Raw genomic sequence first — 24,776 nt, forward strand, 5'->3', positions numbered from 1 at the left:
TTAACACGTTCGGGGTTCACAATGGCAATCAAAAGTTATAAACCTACATCAGCAGGACGCAGACACCAGACCTGCTCGACGTTTGAAGAGATCACGAAGACAACGCCTGAGAAATCTCTGCTTGTTTCCCAGACTAAAACTGGTGGCAGAAACTCTTTTGGCCGCATCACTTCTCGTCACATAGGCGGTGGTCATAAGCAGAAGTATCGCATTATTGACTTCCGTCGTGAAAAGACCAGTATACCTGCGAAGGTTGCAAGTATTGAATACGACCCGAATCGTAGTGCTCGTATTGCTCTTCTTCACTATGTTGACGGTGAGAAGCGATATATCCTTGCACCACTGAATCTCAAAGTCGGTGATACAGTGATCAGTGGACCTGAGGCTGACATCAAGCCTGGGAATGCGCTTCCGTTACGCGCTATCCCGCTGGGCACAATCATTCACAACATTGAGCTCAAGATTGGAAAAGGCGCTCAGCTTGCCAGAAGTGCTGGAACATTTGCGCAGTTGATGTCGAAAGAAGGGAAATATTCGCAGATTAAACTTCCTTCCGGCGAAGTGCGACTGATTCTGCAGGATTGTTATGCAACAATTGGTCAGGTAGGTAATTTGGACCACGAAAATGTTAATATTGGCAAAGCCGGTCGCTCCCGTTGGCTGGGAAAACGTCCAAAAGTCCGTGGTGTTGCAATGAACCCGGTTGACCATCCACATGGTGGTGGCGAAGGACGTACTTCTGGTGGTCGTCATCCGGTTACGCCTTGGGGTATTCCTACTAAAGGCTACAAGACCAGAACCAACAAGACTTCTGATCGGTTTATAGTAAAAAAACGCAGCAAATAATATCGAGAGGCTGACACTTTATGGCACGTTCAATTAAAAAAGGTCCATTTGTCGATGGACATCTGATCAAGAAAGTTTTGGCAGAAGGTCCGAGCTCAAAAAAGATCATTAAAACATGGTCGCGGCGTTCGACCATAACTCCAGACTTCATTGGGTTGAGTCTGGCAGTACATAATGGTCGCAAGTTCATTCCTGTGTTCGTTACCGAGAATATGGTTGGACATAAACTGGGTGAGTTTTCACCGACAAGAACTTTTCACGGCCATGCAGCCGATAAGAAGAGCAAAGTTAAGAAGTAGTAAGGGGAATTTATATGGAATCCAGCGCTAAACTTGTATCTGTACGACTCTCTCCCAGGAAAACGCGCCTTGTTGTTGACCTCGTAAGGGGAAAAGCAATACAGGATGCACTTAATACGTTAAGATTTATGCCAAATCCGTCGGCAAAAATGCTTACAACACTCCTTCGTTCCGCTGTTGCTAATGCTGAGCAAAAGGGGATAGCTGATGTTGATCGGTTATTTGTTAAAACAATTTTTGTTGATGGTGGTGCAGTGCTGAAACGATTTGTTCCACGTGCTATGGGGCGTGCCAGCAAGATTCGTAAACCTACCAGCCATATTGCAGTCACTCTTTCCGATACGAAGTAGTTTTTATTTTTCCGGAGGTGTAGTTTGGGACAAAAAGTACATCCAATAGGTTTCAGGCTTGGTGTTATCAAAACATGGGACTCCAAGTGGTACGCGGAAGCCGATTATGCAAAATATTTGCATGAAGACATCTCAATTAGGAAGTATCTGAAAAAGCGCCTTTATAATTCGGGTGTCTCTAAGATTGAGATTGAGCGCGCTGCTAATAAAACAAAGATTAATATTCATACCGCCAGACCGGGCCTTATTATCGGTAAAAAAGGGTCTGAGGTGGAAACTATAAAGAAGGAGCTTTCATCGCTCACTTCAAAAGAAATATTTATTAATATTCATGAAGTACGTAAGCCTGAGCTTGATGCTCAACTTGTAGCCGAGAATGTTGCGTTGCAACTTGAAAGAAGGATTGCCTTCCGTCGCGCTATGAAAAAGAGTGTTACATCCGCACTTAAATTTGGTGCAAAAGGGATCAGGATTACCTGCTCAGGACGTCTTGGTGGTGCTGAAATGTCCCGTACAGAGTGGTATCGTGAGGGCAGGGTGCCTTTGCATACACTACGCGCAGATATCGATTACGGTTTTGCCGAAGCAAAAACAACGTACGGTCTTATTGGTATAAAGGTTCTCATTTTCAAAGGTGAAATTTTACCTGGTCAGTAACACTTTTAATTTGCATAACAGGAGCATGTATCAATGTTAATGCCTAAAAGGGTAAAGCATAGAAAGCAGATGAAGGGCCGCATGTCCGGCAAGCCTTGCCGTGGTATCACTCTTTCATTTGGTGAGTTTGGGCTTCAGGCAACTGAATGCGGTTGGCTTGATTCTCGTCAGATTGAGGCAGCTCGAATTGCCATGACACGATATATCAAGAGGGGTGGTAAAATCTGGATACGTGTGTTTCCCGATAAACCACTGACTGCTAAGCCTGCTGAGACAAGGATGGGTAAAGGTAAAGGTTCTCCTGACTCATGGGTTGCTGTTGTTAAGCCGGGGACAATTTTATATGAGATGGAAGGCGTTACAGAAGAAATTGCGCGTGAGGCACTCCGACTCGCTGCACATAAATTGCCTCTCTCTACAAAGTTTATAGCACGGGAGGTAAGCCATGAAGCCAAGTGAATTACGTAAATTGACTGCCGAAGATCTTACAAAGAAACAGGGCGACCTCACTCAGGAGCTCTTTAATCTCAAGTTTCAGCTGCATACCGGCAGGCTTGAAAATACATCCAAGCTGAAAACTATCCGTAAGGATATTGCTAGGGTCAGCACAATAATTACTGAGAACAAGGCATAGGGAGCATCAGATGAGTGAACGCGGTCACAGAAAAACTCAAGTAGGCGTTGTGGTAAGCGACAAGATGGAGAAAACTGTTGTTGTTAAGGTCGACCGTCTTGTCAAGCACCAAGTATATAATAAATATATCAAACGCAGTGTGAAGTATAAAGTGCACGATGAGCAGAACTGTTGTAAGGTAGGTGATCGTGTTCAGATTATCGAATGCCGCCCTCTCAGCAAGGATAAACGTTGGAGCCTTAAGCAGATCATCGAAAGCATTTCTTAGAACAGGGGTATTGAGTAATGATACAAATGCAATCAATACTGGATGTCGCAGACAACTCGGGTGCCAAGAAACTTTTTTGTATTAAAGTTCTGGGCGGTTCAAAGCGTAAATACGCTGGAATTGGTGATATTATAGTCGCTTCTGTACGCGAAGCACTTCCTAACTCCAAAGTTAAGAAGGGTGACGTTGTTAAGGCAGTCATTGTTAGAACTGCAAAGGAGCTTGGCCGTCCTGATGGTTCGTATATTCGATTTGATGACAATTCGGGTGTAGTCATTAATAACGCAAAAGAGCCGGTGGGAACACGTATCTTTGGCCCGGTAGCCAGGGAATTACGTGCCAAGAAGTTTATGAAAATCATTTCCCTTGCGCCTGAAGTACTATAAACGGAATCGGAGAAAATGATGCAAGCCACGAAATCTCATGTAAGCAAGGGCGATACGGTAATGGTAATTGCCGGCAAGGAGAAGAGCAAAACCGGCCAGATTCTCCAGTTATTGCCCAAAAAAGATAGCGTTGTAGTAGCAGGCCTTAATATGGTAAAGCGCCATTTAAAGGCTAAAGGCAACGAGCCGGGTGGGATCACTGAGAAAGAGGCCCCAATCCACATTTCCAATGTTATGCCGTTCTGTGCCAAGTGTGCCAAACCGGTTAGAACTCGGAAGAAGGAACTTGAGAATGGTGACAAGCAGAGAATCTGCATTAAATGTGGAAGTTCTCTTGAGAAATAGACTGGAGGCATTAACAATATGTCGCGTTTAAAAGATATTTATCAAAATGAAATTATTCCCAAGTTGCGTTCTGACTTCAGTTATAAGAATGTAATGGAAGTTCCTAAAATTGAAAAAATTGTTCTGAATATGGGACTTGGTGAAGCAATCCAGAACGTGAAGATTCTTGATTCAGCTGCTCTTGAGTTAAATGCCATTTCAGGACAGAAGTCTGTTATTACAAAAGCAAAGAAATCTATTGCAACTTTTAAGCTTCGTCAAGGTATGCCCATTGGCTGCATGGTTACTTTGCGTCGTGATAAAATGTATGAATTTCTTGACAGACTCATGAATGTATCGCTTGCAAGGGTACGTGACTTTAAAGGTGTTTCAGGGAAAGCCTTTGATGGTAAAGGCAACTATACCTTGGGCATCAAAGAGCAACTGATTTTTCCGGAAATCAATTATGACTCCGTTGATAAGATTAAAGGGCTCAATATAACGATTGTGACGAGTGCCAAGACAGATGAAGAAGGTAAAGCCCTTCTCAAGTATCTAGGTATGCCGTTCAGGAACTAAGACAACTCCGGGAGGATTCCGTGGCAAAAGTTTCAATGATTATCAAGTCTCAGCGTAAACCAAAGTTTAAGGTTCAAGAACACAGTCGATGCAAGATATGTGGAAGACCTAAGGCTTTTTATCGCAAGTTTCAGATGTGCAGGATCTGCCTTCGCAAGTATGCTTCTGCAGGCCAGATACCTGGCGTGATTAAATCCAGCTGGTAAATATTATAAAGCTTGAGAAATAGATAGGAGTTACCCAAGATGTCCATGACAGATCCCGTTGCTGACATGCTAACCAGGATTAGGAATGCTAATATGGTTAAGCTGCAGAAAGTAGACATTCCTTCTTCAAATCTGAAGGTCAGTATCGCCAATGTTCTTAAGCAGGAAGGTTTTATTAAGAACTACAAGGTTATATCTGATAACCTCCAAGGGATACTCAGGGTTTATTTGAAATATGTTGATGAGAAGGACAGTGTCATCAACGAAATAAAACGAGTAAGTAAGCCTGGCGGTCGTGTTTATGTAAAGTCGGAAGATATTCCGGTTATCAAAAGTGGACTTGGAGTTGCTGTTCTGTCTACATCTAAGGGTGTTATCACCGATAACGTTGCTCGTAAGGCTGGCGTTGGTGGTGAACTTATCTGCACCATCTGGTAATTATTGCGATCAAGGAGTATGAACAAATGTCGAGAATAGGGAAGCTTCCCATAGAAATACCCAAGGGTGTCAAAATTGGATTTGTGGATTCAATACTTACGGTGCAGGGGCCTAATGGTAAGCTTGTCCGTCCCATTATGTCCTGTGTCACTCTAAATATAAGTGAAACTTCTCTGGAAGTTACCAGGAACGATGAGACCACGAGTTCACGGTCTGCACACGGTCTGACCCGTACTCTTATCAGTAATATGGTGGTTGGAGTAACCAAGGGCTTTCAGACAGATCTTGAGATTAATGGTGTCGGATATCGTGCTGAAGTCAAGGGTAAAGAACTTGTTCTCAGTCTAGGTTACTCTCACCCGGTGAATTTTCTTATCCCTGATGGAATATCCATTGAAGTTGAAAAAATGACTAAACTGTCAGTTAAGGGCTATGATAAGGAAATGGTTGGTCAGACTGCCGCTAAGATCAGATCCTTCCGCAGTCCAGAGCCATATAAGGGCAAGGGTATCAAGTATGCTGACGAGACTATACTGAGAAAAGCCGGTAAGACAGGCAAGAAATAGTCTTTATAAGGAGAAAATTGTGGCTAAAACTTCACTCAAAACTATAACAAGGCTCAAACGTCAGGTTCGCGTACGTAAGAAAGTCCGTGGAACAAGCGAGCGTCCGCGACTCAATGTTTTTAAAAGTTCTCGACATATTTATGCCCAGCTAATTGACGATACAAAAAATATAACTCTTGTTGCTTGTTCTACTTTGTCATCTGGTACTGGTGAACTTTCCTATACCGGTAATGTAGCGGCTGCTGTACATGTTGGTAAGGAGATAGCCCGACTGTGCATTGACAAAGGTATTACATCGGTTGTATTTGACCGAAATGGTTTTTTGTATCATGGCAGAATCAAGGCACTTGCAGATGCCGCCCGCGAGGGTGGGCTTCTTTTCTAAAGCAATAGAGGAGGCTTTCATTGAGTAGAATCAATCCCGCAGAACTTAATCTAACAGATCGTGTTGTACATATTAGCCGCGTTGCCAAAGTAGTAAAAGGTGGACGACGATTCAGCTTTTCTGCACTAATTGTTGTTGGTGACGGAAACGGTCATGTTGGCTATGGTCTAGGTAAAGCAAATGAAGTTCCTGAAGCTATACGTAAAGGTGTAGAGCAGGCCAAGAAAAATCTTATTAAAGTGCCTGTTAATCAGAATCAAACGATTCCTTTTGAAATTGAAGGCAAGTTTGGCGCAGGCAAGCTTTTGATGAAGCCGGCGTCTGCAGGTACCGGTGTGATTGCAGGCGGCGCTGCACGAGCAATATTCGAGGCTGCAGGCATAAATAATATTTTGTCAAAATGTCTCGGTTCAAACAATCCTCATAATGTTGTTAAAGCAGCTTTTGCAGGATTGCAGCGGCTTAAGACTCCTGAAGAGATCGCAGCTCGTCGCGGAATAACAGAATAACTTTTTTTTGAGGTGATTGTATCATGAGCTCCAAATTACAGGTAACGCTCATCAAGAGCACAATTGGTAAACCTAAAAAACATCGAGACATAGTAGCCGGTCTTGGCTTAAAAAGGCTGAATCATTCAGTAGAACATGCTGATACACCTGAAATTCGCGGCATGATATCAAAAATCAGCCATATGCTGAATGTAGCACAGTAAAAAGGGGCGCTTATCATGGATTTGAATACACTCAAACCAGCACTAGGATCAACGAAAAATAGAAAACGTATTGGTCGCGGTCCAGGTTCTGGTCATGGAAAAACGTCGACTAAAGGCCATAAAGGTCAGAAAGCACGTTCTGGCGGTAGCATTAAAGCGGGATTTGAAGGTGGGCAGATGCCACTTCAGCGCCGTCTTCCAAAGCGTGGGTTTACACCTTTGACCCGTGTAGAATATTCTGTTGTTAATCTCAGTCAGCTTGATATTTTTGAAACAGGTTCGACTGTTGATGCAGCTTCACTTGTTACCAAAGGTTTAATCAAGTGTTCGCTCGATTCTGTTAAGATCCTGGGGAATGGCGATTTATCAAAAGCATTGAAAATAACCGCAACAAAATTCAGCCAATCCGCCAGAGACAAAATAGTAGCTGCTGGTGGTACTTGTGAGGAGACGGCATAGTGCTTGAAGCACTCAAAAATATATTTAAAATTCCTGAATTAAAGAATAGGGTTCTTTTCTCTCTCGGAATGTTAGCTGTTTATCGTATTGGATGTTTTATTCCAACTCCGGGTATAGACCGTATTGCATTGGCTTCGTTTTTTAAACAGGCTCAGGGTACTTTACTTGGTTTGTTTGACATGTTTTCCGGGGGTGCATTGGAGAGGCTTTCTGTATTCGCACTTGGAATCATGCCTTACATTTCTTCTTCGATTATTTTCCAGTTATTGACTGTGGTTGTCCCTGCAATCGAAAAACTGTCGAAAGAAGGCGAGTCGGGTCGTAAAAAGATCATTCAGTACACACGCTATGGCACAATGCTTTTAAGTGTTGTACAAGGTCTTGGCATTGCTATAGGTCTTGAAAGCATGCGTGGTCCCGCTGGTGAGCTGGTTGTACCAAATCCTGGCTGGTCCTATCGATTGATGACCGTAATTACACTTACTGCTGGTACCGCCTTTATTATGTGGCTTGGCGAGCAAATGTCTGAAAAAGGCATTGGTAATGGTATTTCACTCATTATTTTCGCCGGCATAGTCTGTCGTATACCGACAGCTATAGGCAATACAATTAAGCTTGTTAATGCTGGTCAGTTATCACTTTTTGTTATTATTTTCGTGCTTGCCATTATGTTTTTAGTAATTGCTGGCATTGTTTTTGTTGAGCGCGGTCAACGTCGTCTTCCAATTCATTATGCTAAGCGTGTTGTTGGATTGAAAACTTTCAACGCTCAGTCTTCCCATCTACCCCTAAAAGTTAATATGGCGGGTGTAATTCCTCCAATATTTGCTTCCTCAATAATCATGTTCCCAGCAACGATAGCGAATTTTATTAATATCCCCTGGGTTCAACAGGCAGCGAAGAGCTTGACGCCGGGAAACTGGATTTATAATATATTTTTTGTTGCGTTCATAATATTTTTCTGCTACTTCTATACGGCTGTAACATTTAACCCAATTGATGTGGCTGAGAATATTAAAAAACACGGTGGTTACATTCCAGGCATTAGACCGGGAAAAGAAACATCCGATTTTATGGATAGTGTTCTTACGAGGCTGACTTTTGCTGGAGCAATATATATATCTGTAGTTTGCGTCCTGCCTTCTATACTTATTGGAAGATTTAATCTTCCTTTCTATTTTGGCGGTACGGCGCTGCTCATTGCTGTCGGTGTTGGAATGGATACTGTTGCTCAGATTGAATCGCACTTAATTACTCGTAATTATGAAGGTTTTTTGAAAGGTGTGCGTATCAGGGGGCGTAAGTAGCAGATGAATCTGATTCTTTTTGGTCCACCTGGTGCAGGTAAAGGCACACAGGCCAAGTTTATAGTTGAAAGGTTTCATATCCCTCAGATTTCAACTGGTGACATGTTGCGTGTCGCAGTTAAGGATAAGGCTCCGCTTGGTTTGATTGCCAAAAAGATTATGGATGCTGGTTCGCTTGTGCCTGATGATGTTGTTTTGGGATTGATTGAAGAGCGTCTTGTAAGATCGGACTGCTGTGAAGGTTTTGTGTTGGATGGATTTCCAAGAACAATTCCGCAAGCAGAAGCCCTTGTGTCAATATTGGATAGCATGGGTAAGTCCATTGACCATGTCATATCACTTGATGTTAATAACTCTGAGATAGTAGTCCGGCTTTCTGGTCGCCGTACTTGCTCTTCATGTGGTAAAGGTTTTCATATAAAGTTTGATCCTCCCAAGATGAATGGTGTTTGTGATTCATGTAATTCGCCATTGGTTCAGCGCGATGATGATACAGAAGATACGGTAAGAAATCGTTTGTCCGTTTATGACCAAATGACTGCTCCGTTGAAAAAATATTATGAGTCACTTGGTTTGTTGCGGCATGTAGATGGTAGTGGCTCAATACTGGGAATACAAAAGCAAATTGAGTCAATACTTCAAGGAGTAACTGGTGATCGTCCTTAAGTCTCCTCGTGAGATTGATCGGATGAAAGTTCCTTGTAGGATGGTCGCTGAAATCCTTGCCCTTCTTGAAGAGCGCGTTAAGCCAGGTGTAACCACTTTTGAATTAGAAGCATTAGCCTCTGCAGAAGCTGCTAAGCGAAATGCAAAAGCTGCTTTTAAGGGTTACTGCAATTATCCGAGCGCTTTGTGCTGTTCTCCGAACAGTCAGGTTGTACATGGAATGCCAACCAAAGTTCCTCTTAGGTCCGGTGATATTCTTAGTCTGGATTTCGGAATTTTATACGACGATTTCTTTGGTGATGCAGCCATAACGGTTCCTGTTGGTGATGTTTCAGTGGTTGCGGAATCATTAATCAAGACAACTCAAAAGTCTTTGTTGGTCGGGATTGATAAAGCGGTTCCAGGCGGAAGGCTTTTCGATATATCTCATGCTGTACAGTTCTATGTAGAACAGCGCGGTTATTCCGTAGTTCGTGATTTTGTTGGTCATGGTATCGGTAGGAAGTTGCATGAAGATCCGCAGATACCTAATTATGGTCAGCCGGGTAGCGGGGTTAGATTAAAGGTTGGAATGGTTCTGGCTATCGAACCAATGATCAATGAAAAATCATTTGAAGTTAAAGTTCTTGAAGATGGTTGGACTGTTGTAACCTGTGATGGTGGGCTTTCAGCGCATTTTGAGCACACTGTGGCTATAACAGAAAATGGGCCTGAAATTTTGACACGTGTTAGTTAAAGCGTGAAGGAGAGTTACATGAAAGTACGTGCATCTGTTAAGAAGATATGTGATAAGTGCAAGATTATAAAGCGTAAGGGAGTTGTCCGTGTTATTTGCGACATCCCGAAGCATTCCCAACGTCAGGGATGAGTAATTAAAGGAGGACATTCAATTGGCACGCATCTCAGGCATTGATTTACCCAAAAATAAGCATATCGTTATCGCCCTTACTTATATTTATGGTATTGGCAGATCAACCGCAGAGAACATTGTTGCTTCCGCAAAAATTGATCCGGACACCCGTACGGATAAATTGACAGAGGCTGAAGTCTCTAGACTGCGTGATGAAATTGATCGCAATTGTAAAGTTGAAGGCGACTTGCGTCGAGAAATATCCATGAATATCAAGCGCCTCATGGATCTTGGATGCTATCGTGGTCTTCGACATAGAAAAGGCCTTCCAGTGAGAGGCCAGCGTACCAAAACAAACGCTAGAACTCGTAAGGGCCCTGCCCGTACTGTTGCTGGTAAGAAGAAATAATTCTATTTAGCACTTTGGAGAACACGAATGGCAAGTCCAGCTAAGAAAGTTGTACGTAAAAAAAAGGAACGTAAGAACATCAGTAATGGTGTTGCTCATATTCAGGCGACCTTTAATAATACCATTATTACTATAACTGACCCAGTCGGTAATGTTATTGCGTGGTCAACAGCAGGTGCAAAAGGCTTTAAGGGCTCACGCAAAAGCACTCCTTTTGCAGCTCAGATTGCATCAGAAGACTGTGTTAAGAAAGCTCAGGAGCATGGCCTCAGGAGCGTTGAGGTTTATGTTAAGGGTCCAGGTTCTGGTAGAGAATCTGCTTTGCGAGCGCTGCAGTCAGCTGGTCTGAACATCAGTTTCATAAAGGATGTCACACCGATTCCTCACAACGGTTGTCGTCCTCCAAAGCGCAGAAGAGTCTGATTAAGTTTTAACATATCAAGGAGGTTTTCATTGGCTCGTTATACAGGACCTTCATGCCGTTTGTGCAGAAGAGAAAACATGGAATTATTTTTGAAGGGTGAACGTTGTTATACTGATAAGTGTGGTATAAAGCGACGTAGCTATCCTCCCGGCCAACATGGTCAAGGTCGTTCAAAAACATCTGCTTACGGAGTTCAGCTTCGTGAAAAACAAAAAGTACGACGAATTTACGGTTTGCTTGAAAAACAATTTCGTGGTTATTTTGCAGAAGCAGATCGTATGAAGGGTGTAACAGGTGAGAACCTGCTTTCTCTTCTTGAAAGACGTCTTGACAATACGGTGTATCGATTAGGGTTTGCCTCTTCACGCACTGAATCACGGCAGTTGGTAATGCACGGTCATTTTTCTCTTAATGGTCGCAAGGTAAACATTCCATCGATTCAGCTGAAATCAGGCGACGTAATTGAATTGCGCGAGAAGAGCAGAAAAATTGTAACTGTAAATGACTCTCTGGAAGCTGTTGTCCGTCGCGGTATCCCACAGTGGCTCGAACTTGATCGGGATGCGTTCAAGGGGGTCCTCAAAGGATTGCCTGTTCGCGAAGATATTACTACCCCGATTCAGGAGCAATTGATCGTCGAGCTCTACTCCAAGTAATCTTGGGATCATAGTTTATCTACCCGTAACGTCGACAACCGGACAATACTCTCCGGAGGAGGTTGTAATGTATAAAAACTGGCGAGATCTTATCAAGCCGAAGCAACTTCAGGTTGAAAAAGAATCTCTTTCAGCAACATATGGTAAATTTTTTGCAGAACCGTTTGAACGTGGATTTGGCACTACTCTTGGTAATTCTTTAAGAAGGATTCTGCTTTCTTCTTTGCAGGGCGCAGCGATTACTGCCGTCCGTATCAAAGGGGTTTTGCATGAATTTTCTACAATTCAAGGTGTAACGGAAGATGTTACTGACATTATCCTCAATTTGAAGGGTGTAAGGCTTAAGCTTCATTCTTCTGATGGTGCAACTATTCATATTAAACATAAGGGTGAAGGACTGATTAGCGCTGGTGACATCCTTGTAGGGCATAATGTTGAAATAATGAATCCTGAGCATCATATAGCCACTTGTGGAAAAGATGCCAATTTCGAAGTTGAACTGACTGTTCGAATGGGCAAGGGGTATGTTACTGCTGATAAAAATCGTGATGAGAAGGCGCCTGTTGGTACCATACCAATCGATTCAATATTCACACCGATTAAAAAAGTAAATTTCGCGGTTTCAAATGCTCGTGTTGGACAAATGACTGATTATGATAAATTAACAGTTGAAGTCTGGACGGACGGCAGTGCTAAGCCTGAAGATGCTATTGCATATGCTGCTAAAATAATGAAGGAACAGCTTACAATCTTTATCAATTTTGATGAAGAAACTGAACCTCAGTTATTTGAAGAGTCACAAGAGGAAAAAGACAAGGTAAATGAGAATCTTTATCGTACGGTAGAGGAGTTAGAACTTTCTGTACGTTCAGCCAATTGTCTCAAAAATGCTGGAATCAAGCTGATTGGTGAATTGGTTTCAAAAACTGAGGCTGAAATGTTGAAAACTCAGAATTTTGGACGTAAGTCGTTAAATGAAATCAAGGATATTCTGAATGATATGGGACTTACATTCGGAATGAAAATAGATGGTTTTCCTGACCCCGAATTTCTGCGTAGACTACGTGGTGAGCAGAAAGAAGAAGAATAGTCCTCTGAACAGTTAATTGCATCAGAAAGGAAAAATGTTATGCGTCATGGAAATTCAGGTAGGAGATTGGGTAGAACCACTAGTCATCGTGAAGCGATGTTTAGAAACTTGGTAACCTCATTTCTCAACCATGAAAAAATTACTACAACAGATGCAAAGGCAAAAGAGATTAGATCCGTTGCTGAAAAGATGATTACACTTGGTAAACGTGGTGATCTTCACTCTTTGCGTCAAGCGGCATCTTATATACGCGAAAAATCTGTTGTAACTAAATTGTTTACTACCATTGCTCCTCGTTACAAGGATCGCCCTGGAGGGTACACTCGTATCGTTAAACTTGGAATTCGTCAGGGAGATGCTGCACCTGTTTCGATCATTGAACTTGTAGAAGAAGAGATGACGCCCAAAAAGGTGCGTCAGAAAGCTGTAGTGGCTTCAGCGCAACCCAAAGTTGTAGTAACGCCAGCATCTAATGTTACAAATACAGCAACCGATGCAGTTATCGAAACCGCCGAGGGTTCTGAGACACCTGCTAATTAATACCTTTTATTGACTTGAATAAAGGCAAGGGTTATGTTTTACCCTTGCCTTTTTTTGTTTTAACGACATTTTGTGTCAAGTTATTAAATCTACAACCAAACCTTTGATGCCGATTACTTTTTCAGTTATAGCCATATTGTTTTTTTGTTCGTGAATGATGAGATTATAGAGTTTGTCTGCCTCAAGATTGATTGTGGTGATAATTTCAAAATAACGAGGATTCTGTGGTGTTCCCCCGTATTTGTCCAAGCGGTATGCTTCATTGCTGATGCGTTTTACTAACCTGCTTAGAATATCTCGAAAGCTCAGAAAATTTGGAATTGTTGGTTCCTTTTCAAGTTTCTCCCCTGCTAAATCAATTTCCTTTCGTAACTCATCAATTTCTTGGTTGTAGCCATTAACTTCTTTATCCTGCTGAAGCATTTCAGTTGAAAAGAGTGATCGTGCTACAGAACCATTATTAGCGGAAGAGGTGTTAGTTTTCTTTGTCTCAATTTTACGAGACGTCAAAACATCGAGAATTCGCATAATATCTCCTTTCATTATAGTTGCTATTTGTATCACATCGCCAGGATTCAGGCAAATGATGCATTTTTGCAACAATCGCATTTGCATCAACCTCTGCTTATGGTATATTCCGCGCATGGACACTAGGATCACAACATACGAAAGAAATAAACGCATCCGCGAAGCTGTGATTATCTGTCTTTCCATACTTTTAATCATATTCCTTACCAGGGCTGAGATTCGACTCACTCAGATAAGTGCCGATGCTCCCATGGGTAGTAATATCGCCATTTTTGGTGTAATTAATATTGTGATTTTACTTGTAATTTTACTTGTTTATCTTGTCTCTCGAAATGTTGTAAAGCTATTTATGGAGAGTCGCGCAAATCCTTTTGCGACACGACTTCGTACAAAGCTTGTACTTTCTTTTGTTGGGTTGTCACTAGTTCCCACCATGTTGCTGTTTTTTGCCGCTGCAGGTTTTATCAATAATACTGTTCATAACTGGTTCAACACTCAGGTCGAAAGCTCTCTCAGCGAATCATTGGAAGTGGCTCAAACGTATTACAAAAATTCTGCATCGAATGCACTGTACTATGGTCGTCAGATCAGTGGTTTTATAAAGACGAATAAACTTCTTAACCAGGACAATTTACCGCAATTAAAGGAATTGATTCGTCAGAAGCAGAAAGAATACAATCTGGGGGTTGTAGAAGTATACTCTGCTCAACGTGAAGAATTGGTTCAAGCGTCTAACCCGGATGTTCCAAAGGGAGAGTTTACTAATCCGGCATCGGAAGATATTAACAGAGGATTGGCAGGCAGTGAACTGACCCGTATTAACCAGGCCGGTAAGGCTGATTTAATTCGTGGGATTGTTCCCGTTTATTCTACCTGGAATCAGAAGGATGTTGTCGGTGTAGTCGTTGTAAATTACTACGTACCTTATTCCTTGGTCAATAAGATGAAGGAGATTACTGCCTCGTATCATGAGTTTCGCCAACTCAAAATTCTGAAAAACCCGATACGGACCGGGTATATTATTACCCTGTTCCTGATTACGGTTGTTATTGTTTTTTTTGCGTATTGGATGGGAGTATATCTTGCCAACAGCATGACCCGGCCATTGCAGGAATTGGTCGAGGCGACTCGTGCTGTTGCGGACGGTAATCTCAGTGTTCATATTGATTCATACTCGACCGACGAGATTGGTATGTTGGTGCAGTCTTTTAACAGGATGACAGACGATTTGCGTGCAAAACAGCAGGCTCTTAATACATCCAATGATGAACTGTATCGTATCAATCAGGAGATTGAGCAACGCAGGCGTTACATGGAAATTGTTCTGCGTAATGTTGCTGCCGGTGTAATATCGGTTGATAGAGAGGGGGTTATTACAACCATCAACACGTCTGCTGAAAAGCTTCTTAAAATAAATACCGGTTCTGTGATGGGGAAAAATTTTCGGGAAGTGCTGCGTGAGTCTCATCTGGATATTGTTAAGGAAAGTTTGAAAGATCTTGTGATCGCTAAACAAGACACAATCAACCGTCAGATCACCCTTGATATCAGTGGCACACGGCTATCGCTTCACTTGCACCTTACTATGTTGCGGGATGAAGCTGGAAATTTCATGGGAACCGTGTTGGTACTGGATGATTTGACCCAAGTGATGAAAGCTCAACGTATGGCTGCATGGCGTGAAGTAGCCCGGCGGATTGCCCATGAGATAAAAAATCCGCTCACTCCTATCCAGCTTTCAGCCCAGCGTCTCCGTAAGCGCTATCTTTCCCGTTTTGGTGACGACGAGAAGGTTTTCGATGAGTGCACTGAAATGATAATAAAGTCTGTAGATGACCTGAAGAATCTGGTTAATGAATTCTCTAATTTTGCACGAATGCCGGCTATCCAACCGGAGCTCAATGATTTGAATGCGATTATCCGAGAGACCCTCACTCTCTATCAGGAGGCTCATCGCGGTGTTACGTTTGATTACATCCCGGATGAACATCTGCCGCTTCTTAAAATAGACCGTGACCAGATCAAGCGGGTAGTGATAAATCTTCTAGAAAATGCAGTGGCCGCCATGGATGAGAAAGGCACCATCCAGATTACCAGTCACTACGACCCGGAACTCAAGATGGCCGATTTCCGTATTAGCGATGACGGTCCCGGAATCCCGCTTGAGGATCGGCCCCGTCTTTTTGAACCATATTTTTCAACAAAAAAAACCGGTACAGGACTTGGCTTGGCGATTGTCAACAGTGTCATCACCGACCATAATGGTTTTGTAAGGGTCAAGGATAATCATCCGCGGGGAGCCTGCTTTGTAGTGGAGTTACCGGCGGGGTAATTTTGGTTGCACGGGTACTTTATAAATACGTGAGATTCATATACTGAGAGGGCCCATAGCGTGTCAAAAACCATACTTGTTGTGGATGATGAAAAAGATATCAGGATCTCACTGACCGGGATACTTGAGGATGAAGGATATCAGGTAGTAACTGCCGCAAGCGGGCTGGAAGCGTTGGAGTCCGCCCGGGAGGAGTTGCCGGACCTTGTACTGCTTGATATTTGGATGCCTGGAATGGACGGACTTGAGACGCTTGAAAAATTGAAAAGTTTTTTTCCCTTTATCACGGTCATTATGATATCGGGCCATGGCACTATAGAAACCGCTGTACGGGCTACAAAACTTGGTGCATTTGACTTTATTGAAAAACCGTTATCGCTTGATAAGGTGTTGATCTCTGTCGTAAATGCATTGCGGATGAAAGATCTAAGCGTAGAAAATGATGAACTTAAGCGGGTTGTCGGCAATGAACATGAATTGATTGGAGCATCGGATGCAATTGTTGCTTTGCGTGAGCAGATCATGCGTGTCGCACCGACGAATGCCTCAGTGCTGATAAGCGGTGCCAATGGAACCGGTAAGGAGTTAGTCGCCCGCTCAATCCATTATTACAGTCAACGCCATAATAAGACGTTTGTAGCAATAAATTGTGCTGCCATTCCTGAGGAGTTGATTGAGAGTGAGCTCTTCGGTCATGAAAAGGGTGCTTTTACCGGAGCATTAGCGCAGAAAAAGGGGAAATTTGATCTTGCGGATGGCGGTACACTTTTTCTGGATGAAATTGGTGACATGTCCCTCAAGACCCAGGCTAAAGTGTTACGTATCCTTCAAGAGAGGTGTTTTGAAAGAGTTGGCGGTACCCGACTGGTTGCGGTGGATGTGAGAATTATCGCTGCAACTAACAAAGATCTCGATGATGAAATCCGTCAAGGGCGATTTCGTGAAGACCTCTATTATCGCCTGAACGTGGTTCCATTTCGTGCACCCGCACTGCGTGAACGTTCTGATGATATCCCGCTTCTGGTGGAGTACTTTGTCAGTCTGTTCTACCGGAAGGAGGGACGTGAACCCAAGCTTTTTCTTCCTGAAACACTGGAAATCCTCAAGCAGTATCATTGGCCAGGAAATGTGCGTGAGCTCAAGAATATCATTGAACGAATTTTAATTATGACGCCTGGGCGGATGATATCAAGTCACGATGTTCCAGACCTGACAGGAGGTCACAATGAGATCGAATGCTCCTACCCAGCGCATGATGGAGCTCTTGCACTGGCCACCTTGCGGGAAGCTCGTGAGGAGTTTGAACGAGAATTCATCATTCAAAAGCTCGAGGAAAACGACTGGAATATCTCGCGGACTGCCGAAGTAATTGAACTGGAACGCAGCAACCTGCACCGTAAGATCAAAAGCTACGGGATTGATGTGAGACATAGAACTGCTCAGGATTAGTAGTAACGCATTGATTGGTTCCTCTTGTATGTCAGATTAACTACACCGAATACACCAATGTTTCCGATCGCAATGTAACGGCAGTACTGCTCTTGAGAGCCGTTAGTACCTGCTTGAGAGATGGTGTCGCACTTTAATTGTTTTTTATGGAGCGTTTTTTATAATGAAAAAAACAGTATCAAAAACCTTGATAGCTGTTGTTCTGGCAGGCATCTTTCTTTGTCTTGCGCTGATCCTTATGAATATCTGGACACCGCGGGAAAAGAATTCCGATGCCGCATATCTATCACTCTTGCAGGAAGCCTTTTCATCAGTAAACAAATCGTATGTGGAAAAGCCTGATGGGAAGAAGCTTGTCCAAAGTATGGTTACTGGCATGTTGGCTTCATTGGATCCGCATAGTGCCTATTTGCCCCCTGAACCGTTCAAGGAGATGGAGGTTCAGATGTCGGGAGCATTTGGAGGTGTTGGCATCGAGCTGGGGACAAAAGAAGGCAAATTGACGGTAATCGCTCCAATAGATGACACACCGGCTTTTCGTGCAGGCATTCAGGCTAATGATCATATATGGAAAATTGACGGTACCACAACTCGTGATATGAACATATCGGCTGCCGTCAAGCGCATGAGGGGTGAAAAAGGGACTCTGGTAACGCTGACTATACTGCGAGGTGATTCTTCAGCGCCCCTGACCTTCAGCCTGGTGCGTGACATCATCAAAATAAAGAGTCTGAAATCGAGGTTACTGGAACCAGGCTATGGTTTTATAAGAATAGCCCAGTTTCAGGCACGTACCGGTAGTGATTTTCGACAGGCACTGCAGGAATTGCACAATGCAAACGGAAGCACGCTAAAGGGGCTGGTAATTGACCTCCGCTATAATCCCGGCGGGCTACTAGGCTCGTCAATCGAAGTGGCAAATTGCTTTATTGGGGATGATATCAAAAATACCCTGATCGTTTCCACCAAAGGTCGTGCACCGTCAGCCAACCATGAATTTAATGCGACTCTGGGAACCAAGGAACCACGATATCCTATTGTTGTTCTGATTAATGGCGGCAGCGCCAGCGCCTCCGAGATTGTCGCCGGTGCACTCCAGGATCATAAGCGGGCAATAATAATGGGTAAGCAGAGCTTTGGCAAAGGGTCTGTGCAAAGCATCATTCCGCTGCGAGGAAATGCTGCTCTCAAGTTGACTACGGCTCGTTACTACACACCCAGTGGTCGCTCGATTCAGGCCAAGGGTATTGAACCCGATATTATTGTTGATCGGGTGAAGCCGATACCTGCAAAAGGGAATATGGAAGGAAATCTTAAGGAGAACGATCTTGAAAACAGGCTGGCTCCGGACAGCGCTAAAGTATTGCAGATTCCTGCCCCTGCCTTACAAGGCGCTGATGCAGAGATTGCTAAAGATTACCAGCTCCAGCGGGCGCTGGAGCTGCTGCGATCGCTGCAGATGATTAAAGAGCAGGGGTTCAGTTTCAGATAGTAGGTGGTATCTCAGGTTAGCCCGCGATTACGGAAAATTCGCATTAGCAGAACGCCGAGGATTGATAAGCAGAGTCCTACGCATAAGAACAGATAGCCGATGGAACGGCCTTCTCCCCAGCCAAAAAGGTCGCGTCCCTGCATGAACATGATAAGGCCTACACCGCCAAAGCAGCCGATGCCGCCAACAATATATGCCACAAAAGCAATGACAGCCAGTCCGATCCCTTGTATCTTTGCCATCTGATCCTCCACAAGCGTCTGTTAGTCGTTCAGCAGTTCCTGTAATTTGGCTGCGATATCTGCTTCCCGCATCAGTGATTCACCCACAAGAAAAGCCCCGGCCCCGTTGCCTTTAAGTCGCTGTATGTCGGCGCGATTGTTAATGCCGCTCTCGGTCACCAGCATGCAAGTGGAGGGCATCATGCGCGCCAGGCGGCCGGTAGTACCCAGATCGATGGCAAAGGTCCGCAGATTACGATTGTTGACGCCGATAAGAGAACACTCCGTTTGCAGAGCCTTTTCCATCTCGGTTTCGTCGTGAACCTCCAGCAGCACATCAAGATGCAATTCATGCGCGACTGCCGTGAACTCCCGCAATTGTGACAGTTCAAGGCAGGCGGCGATCAGCAAAACCGCGTCAGCTCCGGCCGCGCGTGCCTCGTAGATCTGGTATGGGTCGATGATGAAGTCTTTGCGTAACAAGGGCAGGGAAACGGTTTCGCGGATCAAAGCCAGATAGCGCAGATGTCCCAGGAAGAAATGCTCGTCAGTCAGTACCGATAGGCAGGTGGCTCCATTGTTCTGGTAGATTTCTGCGATATCCAGCGGATCGAAGTCTGGTCGGATAATGCCCTTGCTGGGAGAGCCTTTTTTGATCTCGGCGATGATGGCGGTCCAGCCCGTTGCCGCGGCATCCCGCAGAGCCCTTTCGAAGCCGCGTGGCGTATCTTCCAAGTCGGCTATGTGAGCCTTCAGTTCGGCCACGGTTGTGTGTGTGCGAGCCGTAGCAACCTCTCCACGTTTATACTCGACGATCTTCTTCAGGATGTCCGGTGTGTCATTCAACGTCTGTTTTCCCTGCACAAAGCCCCCGGGTGCTTAAATATTGGTAAGTGACACAAGCTTTTGAAGCTGATTCATTGCTTTTCCGGAGTCAATGGCTTGTGAAGCCTGAAATATGCCTTCAGCCGGTGTGTCAACTGTGCCAGCCGCTACTAAGGCGTAGGCTGTATTCAAGAGGACAATGTCTCGCCGCGCACCCTGCTCGCCTCCCAGCACTGATTTTACAATCTCGGCGTTGGCGGTGGCATCCCCGCCGCGCAAAGCATCCATGCTGCAACGGACAAGACCGAACTGTTCGGGATTGATGGTTCCCAGCTTGACCCCCGCCGGCGTGACCTCGGCAATCAATGTGTCGGCGGTGAGGGTTATCTCGTCCATTCCATCCAGTCCGTGGACGACGAAACCATGCCTGCAGCCCAACTTGTGGAGTACACCGGCCAGTTTTTCCACCAGATCGGCACGATAAACACCCATGACCTGACAATCCGCTCCGGCCGGATTGGTCAGCGGACCAAGAATATTGAAAATCGTGCGAATGCCTATCTCGCGGCGTGGACCGATGGCGTGTTTCATGGCACCGTGTAGAGCCGGGGCAAAGAGGAAGCCGACTCCGATCTCGGAGATACATTTTTCCACGATCTCCGGGGCGATATCCAGGTTGACGCCCAGTCGCTCCAGGACGTCGGCACTGCCACAGATCGATGAGACCGACCGGTTGCCGTGTTTAGCAACTTTGACGCCACAGGCCGAAACCACGAAAGCAACCGTAGTGGAAATATTAAAGGTGTTGGTGCCGTCTCCGCCGGTGCCGACCACATCGAGGATGGTTTCGCGGTCAATGTTGATGTCGTCACGATCCAGATCGAGCACGTTTCTGCCGACCCTGATGGGTGTGGCCCGCTCACGCATGACCCGGGCCGCGCCGGTGATCTCCTCGACAGTTTCGCCCTTCATGCGCAGGGCAGTAATGAAGGAGCCGATTTGAGCCGCTGTGGATTCACCGGACATGATCTGGTTCATGACCTCGATCATCTCCCCTTCAGAAATATTTTCTCTCTCGACAACCTTGGCAATGGCTTTTCTGATCATTGGTGCGTCCTCCTGGCCCCGATCAACGGGATAGTACGTTCATGAAATCAATTCTTACGTACTGGCATGGAAAAATAAAAATGGGGATGCGTGAACATCCCCATGTTTGTGACGGTTTTGAACGGGTGTAGTCTGTTCTTTACATGCCTTCCTTGATTTTGCGGATGGCTTCCTTGATCATGGTTTCGGCCAGATCAGGCACGACTTCCCATACGATACGTTCGATAACTTCCTTTGATGCGCCAGCCAGAGCAGCTCTGAGTTGATCTTCGGTCATCGCAGCCGGAATTGCCGCTACTGATGGAACGGCTTCCGGTGTTATCAACGGGGCAGGGGCTGGAACTGGCTCCTCAAATGAAAGCGCTTCAGGTTCATTGACAAGAGGTGTGGTCACAACAGGAACAGCCTGTTCTTCCGGCTCAGGCACGCTAAATTCGAAAGCACTGTCTTCAATCACCGGCTCCGGTTCAGCAAAGGCAGATACGGAAGGCTCCGCAATGATGGTTTCCTCGAATTCAAAGGTTTCTTCTTCAACCGGAATCCACTGAGAACCGGTACCATCACTTGCCGGAGGCTCGACAGCTTGCTCTGCTGCCGTTTGCACCACTGGTGCCTCAGTGACCATGGAAAAAATGTTTTCATCCAACACCGAAGAACTTGCTGCCTGTGGGGCTTCCACTGCAGGTTCTGCCGCTTCTCCAGGAGCGGTGAAGGCACCCCAGATATCATTGGTTGATGCGGTCTCTTCAATCGGCGGGGCTACTGTGGGCTCAATCTCGAATTCCGCATATGCGGGGGCTGCCAAATCCGCTTCAACCGGTGCAGCCGTTGGTGCTGGCGCTCCGGAACGTGATGCACCCAGGTCAAAGAGTGCCTTGACCTTGGTAATAATCTGCTGGGATTCAAAAGGCTTGGCCAGGAAATCATCAGCCCCGCAGCTTTTGGCCTTGTTTTCATCAAACGGTTCGAAGGAACCGGTCAACAGCAGTATCGGTTTAGTTGCCAGAGACGGGGTTGCACGGACAGCTTCGCAAACCTCGTAACCTGACATGCCGGGCATGAGGGCATCGATGAGAAGGACATCAGGATTCTGTTCCTGAGCCTTTTCGACGGCGGCCTTGCCATTGTCCACCACGGTGAGGGAATAGTCTTCGCCCCCGAAAATGATGCCGACCACCTTTTGAATGGTGATGCTGTCATCGGCAAGGAGAATCTTGATGCTCATGTGCCCCTCCTGGTCAGGTTCATAATGGAACGCAAAAAAAAGCTCAAAAAAATTATCATACCGGCGCTAACGTGTCAAGTTTTAAGCGGTTCGGGGTTGTTACATATTTTACAGTACTTCGCGGGCACTCGGAGGGGGTGAAAAAACCGATGCGGCGATGGTGGATATGTCGCTGCGCAGACGGTTGATGTGACGGGTATCACGGTAGTTGAGCCTTACTGTTAGCAGGATTACGAACAGGTCACGCTGGGGGTCGATCCAGATGGAAGAACCGCTGTAGCCGGTATGGCCGAAAGACATAGCAGAGAAAAAACTGCCCCGCGGCGACGAGTAGGGTGAATCTATATCCCATCCCAAGCCGCGCACTACGTGTCCGTTACTATAGAAATAAGGTGAGGTCATCTGCGACACGACCCGTTCGTTGAAGACAGGTATGCCGTGAAGTTTGCCGTTATTGAGAATCATGGCGGCAAATCGTGATAAATCGGATGCACTGCTGAACAGCCCGGCATGTCCGGCCACTCCACCCAGAAGACGGGCATTTTCGTCCTGGACAATCCCGCTGAGCAGTTCGTTAGCGGTTCCGATGGTCGGAGCGATGCTGCCGGCCCGTTCGTGGGGCGGAAGGAACATGGTATCACCCATGCCGAGTGGCCCGTAGAAATTCTCCCGGCAATATCTGTCAAGCGGAACCCCGGATGCGCGCTGGATCAGTTCAGCCAGGAGAATGAAATTTATGTCAGCGTAGCGGAAGCTGGATCCGGGAAGTCTGCCGCTCCTCTGGATGCCCATCTTGTAGATGGCCGTTTTGAGTGGCTCGACACTGCTGAATGCAATATCATTGAGTCCCGAGGTGTGGGTGAGCAGGTTGAGTATGGTTATATCTTCCCGGCCTGTTCCCTCGAATTCGGGGAACCAGCGGGTCAACGGATCCAGCAGGGTAATGCGACCCTCTTCCAGCAGTTTCATGATTGCCGGAGCAGTTGCAACAACTTTGGTAAGTGACGCGATGTCGAACATTGTTCGTTCGGACAATGTTGCTGAATCAACCGAAAATCCAACCTTGCCGCGAGAGGTTGTGTAGATGACTCCCTCGTGATTCCCGACCAGGACAACACCACCTCCGATGTAGCCTTGAGCCACGGCCCTTTCCAGCATAAAATCAATCGTAGCGGCCCGGCCAGCATCCAGGAGTTCATCTGCTGCATACAGTGGTGCCTGATTGAAGTAAAGACAGAATGAGACGAGAAAGCAGACGATGTGCAGGAAGTTGCCTGCCCGGGTCAGGTCTGGCGGTATGCGGGTAGTATGGACGTCTGCCGCTTTGGGTGACGAAGTGCAGCGCGCCAGTGCTGCATCTTCGTCAGGTGCGGTAATCGGCATTGATGTTGATATATTCATGGGACAGGTCGGATGTGTAGACTGTTGCCACCCCGGCAGCGAGGCCGAGATCGACGGTAACGGAAAATTCTTTCTGCTTCAGCACTTCTGTGCCGCGAGCCTCGGCATCACTACCTGCAAATACGCCGTTCATGGCCATGCAGACATCGTCAAAGTGAAGTGACAAACGTGTTTGATCAACAGTCGCACCCGAATATCCCACTGCAGCAAAGATGCGGCCCCAGTTGGCATCCTGTCCGAAGAAAGCGGTCTTGACAAGGCTGGAGTTGGCAATGGCCAGTGCCGCACGTTTAGCATCAGCGTTACTGGCTGCACCGGTCACCCGGATCTCAACAAATTTGGTGGCCCCTTCACCGTCCTTTACAATCTGCTTGGCCAGTGAGAGCAGCACGTCATGCAGAACTGTTTCAAAAGCGGCGGCCTCCGGGCTGTCGGCAGCAATCAGTGGATTGCCGGCCATGCCGTTGGCCATGATCAGGCAGGTGTCGTTGGTGGACATGTCACCGTCAACGGTGATGGCGTTGAACGAACACTCCACGGCGTTCCGGAAAGCAGCCTCCAGAAAAACGGTTTCCACTGCAACATCGCTGATGATGAACGACAGCATGGTGGCCATGTTGGGCATGATCATGCCGGCCCCCTTGGCAATGCCGGCGATGCTGTAGCTGATGCCGCCGGCCTGGCCGCTGCGGGCCTCCATCTTGGGAAATGTATCTGTGGTCATGATGGCCTGGGCAATATCATCCAGTGTGCCGGATGAAAGACCGTCAAGCAGGGTCGGGATGGCCGTCATGATCCGATCAGTCGGCATCTGTACGCCGATAACACCGGTGGACGAGACCTGCACGGCATCATCAGGGATGCCGAGGCCCGCAGCCACGAGATGGGAGGTCTCCCTGGCCACATGCATTCCATTTTCGCCGGTGCAGGCATTGGCATTGCCGCTGTTGACCAGCAGGGCCTGTGTGTTGCCGCTCCTGATACGCTCGGCAGAAAGCAGCACCGGTGCTGCCTTGACGGCATTAACCGTAAAAACGGCGCAGGCCTGGGACGGAATCTCTGAGAAAATCAGGGCCAGATCCTTGCGCCCCGGCTTCTTGATCGCCGCTTCAACGGCCGAAAATTGAAAGCCTTTGATATCCATG

Annotated in this window: 36 protein-coding genes; 29 read left to right on the forward strand and 7 right to left on the reverse strand. The window is 46.0% G+C overall.

Annotated elements, in window-relative coordinates; translation table 11 throughout:
- The first annotated feature begins 21 nt into the window (after nucleotides 1-21).
- From rplB to rplQ, 26 genes are all read left to right on the forward strand, one after another.
- A complete protein-coding gene (gene rplB / locus ACOCF6_RS17860) occupies nucleotides 22-846 on the forward strand; it encodes a 50S ribosomal protein L2 (RefSeq protein ID WP_482461675.1) in 825 nt (274 codons plus the stop codon).
- A 20-nt stretch (nucleotides 847-866) separates the two neighbouring features.
- Nucleotides 867-1,145, forward strand: a complete 279-nt coding sequence (gene rpsS, locus ACOCF6_RS17865) for a 30S ribosomal protein S19 (protein WP_482461676.1) — start codon at nucleotides 867-869, stop codon at nucleotides 1,143-1,145.
- A 14-nt stretch (nucleotides 1,146-1,159) separates the two neighbouring features.
- Nucleotides 1,160-1,495 (forward strand): 50S ribosomal protein L22, encoded by a 336-nt coding sequence (gene rplV, locus ACOCF6_RS17870; protein ID WP_482461677.1) that lies wholly within the window; start codon nucleotides 1,160-1,162, stop codon nucleotides 1,493-1,495.
- A 24-nt stretch (nucleotides 1,496-1,519) separates the two neighbouring features.
- Nucleotides 1,520-2,152, forward strand: coding sequence for a 30S ribosomal protein S3 (gene rpsC, locus ACOCF6_RS17875; RefSeq protein WP_482461678.1), 633 nt, complete (start codon nucleotides 1,520-1,522; stop codon nucleotides 2,150-2,152).
- Nucleotides 2,153-2,185: 33 nt separating this feature from the next.
- Nucleotides 2,186-2,611 carry a 50S ribosomal protein L16 gene (gene rplP / locus ACOCF6_RS17880; RefSeq protein WP_482461679.1) on the forward strand — a complete coding sequence of 142 codons (426 nt, stop codon included), beginning with the start codon at nucleotides 2,186-2,188 and terminating at the stop codon, nucleotides 2,609-2,611.
- Entirely contained in the window at nucleotides 2,598-2,786 is a 189-nt protein-coding gene (rpmC, locus tag ACOCF6_RS17885) for a 50S ribosomal protein L29 (RefSeq protein WP_482461680.1), read from the forward strand. Before rplP ends, rpmC begins: the two co-directional genes overlap by 14 nt.
- Nucleotides 2,787-2,796: 10 nt before the next feature.
- Complete coding sequence (gene rpsQ / locus ACOCF6_RS17890) at nucleotides 2,797-3,054, forward strand: 30S ribosomal protein S17 (RefSeq protein WP_482461681.1); 258 nt, start codon at nucleotides 2,797-2,799, stop codon at nucleotides 3,052-3,054.
- 17 nt (nucleotides 3,055-3,071) lie between these two features.
- Complete coding sequence (gene rplN, locus ACOCF6_RS17895; RefSeq protein ID WP_482461682.1) at nucleotides 3,072-3,440, forward strand: 50S ribosomal protein L14; 369 nt, start codon at nucleotides 3,072-3,074, stop codon at nucleotides 3,438-3,440.
- Between the two features lie 18 nt (nucleotides 3,441-3,458).
- Nucleotides 3,459-3,785: a 50S ribosomal protein L24 gene (rplX, locus tag ACOCF6_RS17900; RefSeq protein WP_482461683.1), complete on the forward strand. Its 327-nt coding sequence runs from the start codon at nucleotides 3,459-3,461 to the stop codon at nucleotides 3,783-3,785.
- Nucleotides 3,786-3,803: 18 nt separating this feature from the next.
- On the forward strand, nucleotides 3,804-4,343 hold the full coding sequence (gene rplE, locus ACOCF6_RS17905) for a 50S ribosomal protein L5 (RefSeq protein ID WP_482461684.1): 540 nt from the start codon (nucleotides 3,804-3,806) through the stop codon (nucleotides 4,341-4,343).
- Between the two features lie 20 nt (nucleotides 4,344-4,363).
- Nucleotides 4,364-4,549, forward strand: a complete 186-nt coding sequence (locus ACOCF6_RS17910; protein WP_482461685.1) for a type Z 30S ribosomal protein S14 — start codon at nucleotides 4,364-4,366, stop codon at nucleotides 4,547-4,549.
- A 39-nt stretch (nucleotides 4,550-4,588) separates the two neighbouring features.
- Complete coding sequence (gene rpsH / locus ACOCF6_RS17915) at nucleotides 4,589-4,987, forward strand: 30S ribosomal protein S8 (protein ID WP_482461686.1); 399 nt, start codon at nucleotides 4,589-4,591, stop codon at nucleotides 4,985-4,987.
- A gap of 26 nt (nucleotides 4,988-5,013) precedes the next feature.
- Entirely contained in the window at nucleotides 5,014-5,553 is a 540-nt protein-coding gene (gene rplF, locus ACOCF6_RS17920) for a 50S ribosomal protein L6 (RefSeq protein ID WP_482461687.1), read from the forward strand.
- Between the two features lie 19 nt (nucleotides 5,554-5,572).
- Entirely contained in the window at nucleotides 5,573-5,938 is a 366-nt protein-coding gene (gene rplR, locus ACOCF6_RS17925; RefSeq protein ID WP_482461688.1) for a 50S ribosomal protein L18, read from the forward strand.
- Between the two features lie 20 nt (nucleotides 5,939-5,958).
- A complete protein-coding gene (rpsE, locus tag ACOCF6_RS17930; protein WP_482461689.1) occupies nucleotides 5,959-6,447 on the forward strand; it encodes a 30S ribosomal protein S5 in 489 nt (162 codons plus the stop codon).
- A gap of 23 nt (nucleotides 6,448-6,470) precedes the next feature.
- Nucleotides 6,471-6,650: a 50S ribosomal protein L30 gene (rpmD, locus tag ACOCF6_RS17935; protein ID WP_482461690.1), complete on the forward strand. Its 180-nt coding sequence runs from the start codon at nucleotides 6,471-6,473 to the stop codon at nucleotides 6,648-6,650.
- 15 nt (nucleotides 6,651-6,665) lie between these two features.
- A complete protein-coding gene (rplO, locus tag ACOCF6_RS17940; RefSeq protein ID WP_482461691.1) occupies nucleotides 6,666-7,109 on the forward strand; it encodes a 50S ribosomal protein L15 in 444 nt (147 codons plus the stop codon).
- Nucleotides 7,109-8,416 (forward strand): preprotein translocase subunit SecY, encoded by a 1,308-nt coding sequence (gene secY / locus ACOCF6_RS17945; protein ID WP_482461692.1) that lies wholly within the window; start codon nucleotides 7,109-7,111, stop codon nucleotides 8,414-8,416. The genes rplO and secY overlap by 1 nt, the downstream gene beginning before the upstream one ends.
- Before the next feature lie 3 nt (nucleotides 8,417-8,419).
- Nucleotides 8,420-9,082: an adenylate kinase gene (locus tag ACOCF6_RS17950; protein ID WP_482461693.1), complete on the forward strand. Its 663-nt coding sequence runs from the start codon at nucleotides 8,420-8,422 to the stop codon at nucleotides 9,080-9,082.
- Nucleotides 9,069-9,818: a type I methionyl aminopeptidase gene (gene map, locus ACOCF6_RS17955; protein ID WP_482461694.1), complete on the forward strand. Its 750-nt coding sequence runs from the start codon at nucleotides 9,069-9,071 to the stop codon at nucleotides 9,816-9,818. Before ACOCF6_RS17950 ends, map begins: the two co-directional genes overlap by 14 nt.
- An 18-nt stretch (nucleotides 9,819-9,836) precedes the next feature.
- Nucleotides 9,837-9,950 (forward strand): 50S ribosomal protein L36, encoded by a 114-nt coding sequence (gene rpmJ / locus ACOCF6_RS17960; protein WP_173197078.1) that lies wholly within the window; start codon nucleotides 9,837-9,839, stop codon nucleotides 9,948-9,950.
- Between the two features lie 22 nt (nucleotides 9,951-9,972).
- Nucleotides 9,973-10,341 (forward strand): 30S ribosomal protein S13, encoded by a 369-nt coding sequence (gene rpsM / locus ACOCF6_RS17965; RefSeq protein WP_482461695.1) that lies wholly within the window; start codon nucleotides 9,973-9,975, stop codon nucleotides 10,339-10,341.
- Nucleotides 10,342-10,368: 27 nt separating this feature from the next.
- On the forward strand, nucleotides 10,369-10,764 hold the full coding sequence (rpsK, locus tag ACOCF6_RS17970) for a 30S ribosomal protein S11 (protein WP_482461696.1): 396 nt from the start codon (nucleotides 10,369-10,371) through the stop codon (nucleotides 10,762-10,764).
- 30 nt (nucleotides 10,765-10,794) lie between these two features.
- Nucleotides 10,795-11,421 (forward strand): 30S ribosomal protein S4, encoded by a 627-nt coding sequence (gene rpsD / locus ACOCF6_RS17975; RefSeq protein WP_482461697.1) that lies wholly within the window; start codon nucleotides 10,795-10,797, stop codon nucleotides 11,419-11,421.
- Nucleotides 11,422-11,488: 67 nt separating this feature from the next.
- The gene (locus tag ACOCF6_RS17980; protein ID WP_482461698.1) at nucleotides 11,489-12,511 is read left to right on the forward strand and encodes a DNA-directed RNA polymerase subunit alpha; all 1,023 of its coding nucleotides are present in this window, start codon (nucleotides 11,489-11,491) and stop codon (nucleotides 12,509-12,511) included.
- Between the two features lie 39 nt (nucleotides 12,512-12,550).
- Entirely contained in the window at nucleotides 12,551-13,051 is a 501-nt protein-coding gene (rplQ, locus tag ACOCF6_RS17985) for a 50S ribosomal protein L17 (protein WP_482461699.1), read from the forward strand.
- A gap of 75 nt (nucleotides 13,052-13,126) precedes the next feature.
- On the opposite strand, the gene ACOCF6_RS17990 is transcribed toward rplQ, so the two are convergent.
- Nucleotides 13,127-13,579: a YaaR family protein gene (locus tag ACOCF6_RS17990; RefSeq protein WP_482461700.1), complete on the reverse strand. Its 453-nt coding sequence runs from the start codon at nucleotides 13,577-13,579 to the stop codon at nucleotides 13,127-13,129.
- A gap of 115 nt (nucleotides 13,580-13,694) precedes the next feature.
- On the opposite strand from ACOCF6_RS17990, the gene ACOCF6_RS17995 reads away from it, so the two are divergent.
- The 3 genes from ACOCF6_RS17995 (at nucleotide 13,695) to ACOCF6_RS18005 (ending at nucleotide 18,852) form a co-directional block, all read left to right on the forward strand.
- Entirely contained in the window at nucleotides 13,695-15,911 is a 2,217-nt protein-coding gene (locus tag ACOCF6_RS17995; protein ID WP_482461701.1) for a sensor histidine kinase, read from the forward strand.
- A gap of 60 nt (nucleotides 15,912-15,971) precedes the next feature.
- The gene (locus ACOCF6_RS18000) at nucleotides 15,972-17,360 is read left to right on the forward strand and encodes a sigma-54-dependent transcriptional regulator (RefSeq protein WP_482461702.1); all 1,389 of its coding nucleotides are present in this window, start codon (nucleotides 15,972-15,974) and stop codon (nucleotides 17,358-17,360) included.
- 163 nt (nucleotides 17,361-17,523) lie between these two features.
- Nucleotides 17,524-18,852: a S41 family peptidase gene (locus ACOCF6_RS18005; protein WP_482461703.1), complete on the forward strand. Its 1,329-nt coding sequence runs from the start codon at nucleotides 17,524-17,526 to the stop codon at nucleotides 18,850-18,852.
- An 11-nt stretch (nucleotides 18,853-18,863) separates the two neighbouring features.
- Here the strand turns inward: ACOCF6_RS18005 and ACOCF6_RS18010 are convergent, their stop codons facing one another.
- The 6 genes from ACOCF6_RS18010 to argJ form a co-directional block, all read right to left on the reverse strand.
- Nucleotides 18,864-19,094 carry a hypothetical protein gene (locus ACOCF6_RS18010; RefSeq protein ID WP_482461704.1) on the reverse strand — a complete coding sequence of 77 codons (231 nt, stop codon included), beginning with the start codon at nucleotides 19,092-19,094 and terminating at the stop codon, nucleotides 18,864-18,866.
- 21 nt (nucleotides 19,095-19,115) lie between these two features.
- Entirely contained in the window at nucleotides 19,116-19,919 is an 804-nt protein-coding gene (gene trpC / locus ACOCF6_RS18015) for an indole-3-glycerol phosphate synthase TrpC (RefSeq protein WP_482463397.1), read from the reverse strand.
- A gap of 33 nt (nucleotides 19,920-19,952) precedes the next feature.
- Nucleotides 19,953-21,005: an anthranilate phosphoribosyltransferase gene (gene trpD / locus ACOCF6_RS18020; RefSeq protein ID WP_482461705.1), complete on the reverse strand. Its 1,053-nt coding sequence runs from the start codon at nucleotides 21,003-21,005 to the stop codon at nucleotides 19,953-19,955.
- 139 nt (nucleotides 21,006-21,144) lie between these two features.
- Nucleotides 21,145-22,230 (reverse strand): response regulator, encoded by a 1,086-nt coding sequence (locus tag ACOCF6_RS18025; protein ID WP_482461706.1) that lies wholly within the window; start codon nucleotides 22,228-22,230, stop codon nucleotides 21,145-21,147.
- Between the two features lie 108 nt (nucleotides 22,231-22,338).
- Entirely contained in the window at nucleotides 22,339-23,631 is a 1,293-nt protein-coding gene (locus tag ACOCF6_RS18030; RefSeq protein WP_482461707.1) for a serine hydrolase domain-containing protein, read from the reverse strand.
- Complete coding sequence (argJ, locus tag ACOCF6_RS18035; RefSeq protein WP_482461708.1) at nucleotides 23,594-24,775, reverse strand: bifunctional glutamate N-acetyltransferase/amino-acid acetyltransferase ArgJ; 1,182 nt, start codon at nucleotides 24,773-24,775, stop codon at nucleotides 23,594-23,596. Before argJ ends, ACOCF6_RS18030 begins: the two co-directional genes overlap by 38 nt.
- Nucleotide 24,776 lies beyond the last annotated feature (1 nt).

Source organism: Geobacter psychrophilus, from assembly GCF_056821595.1.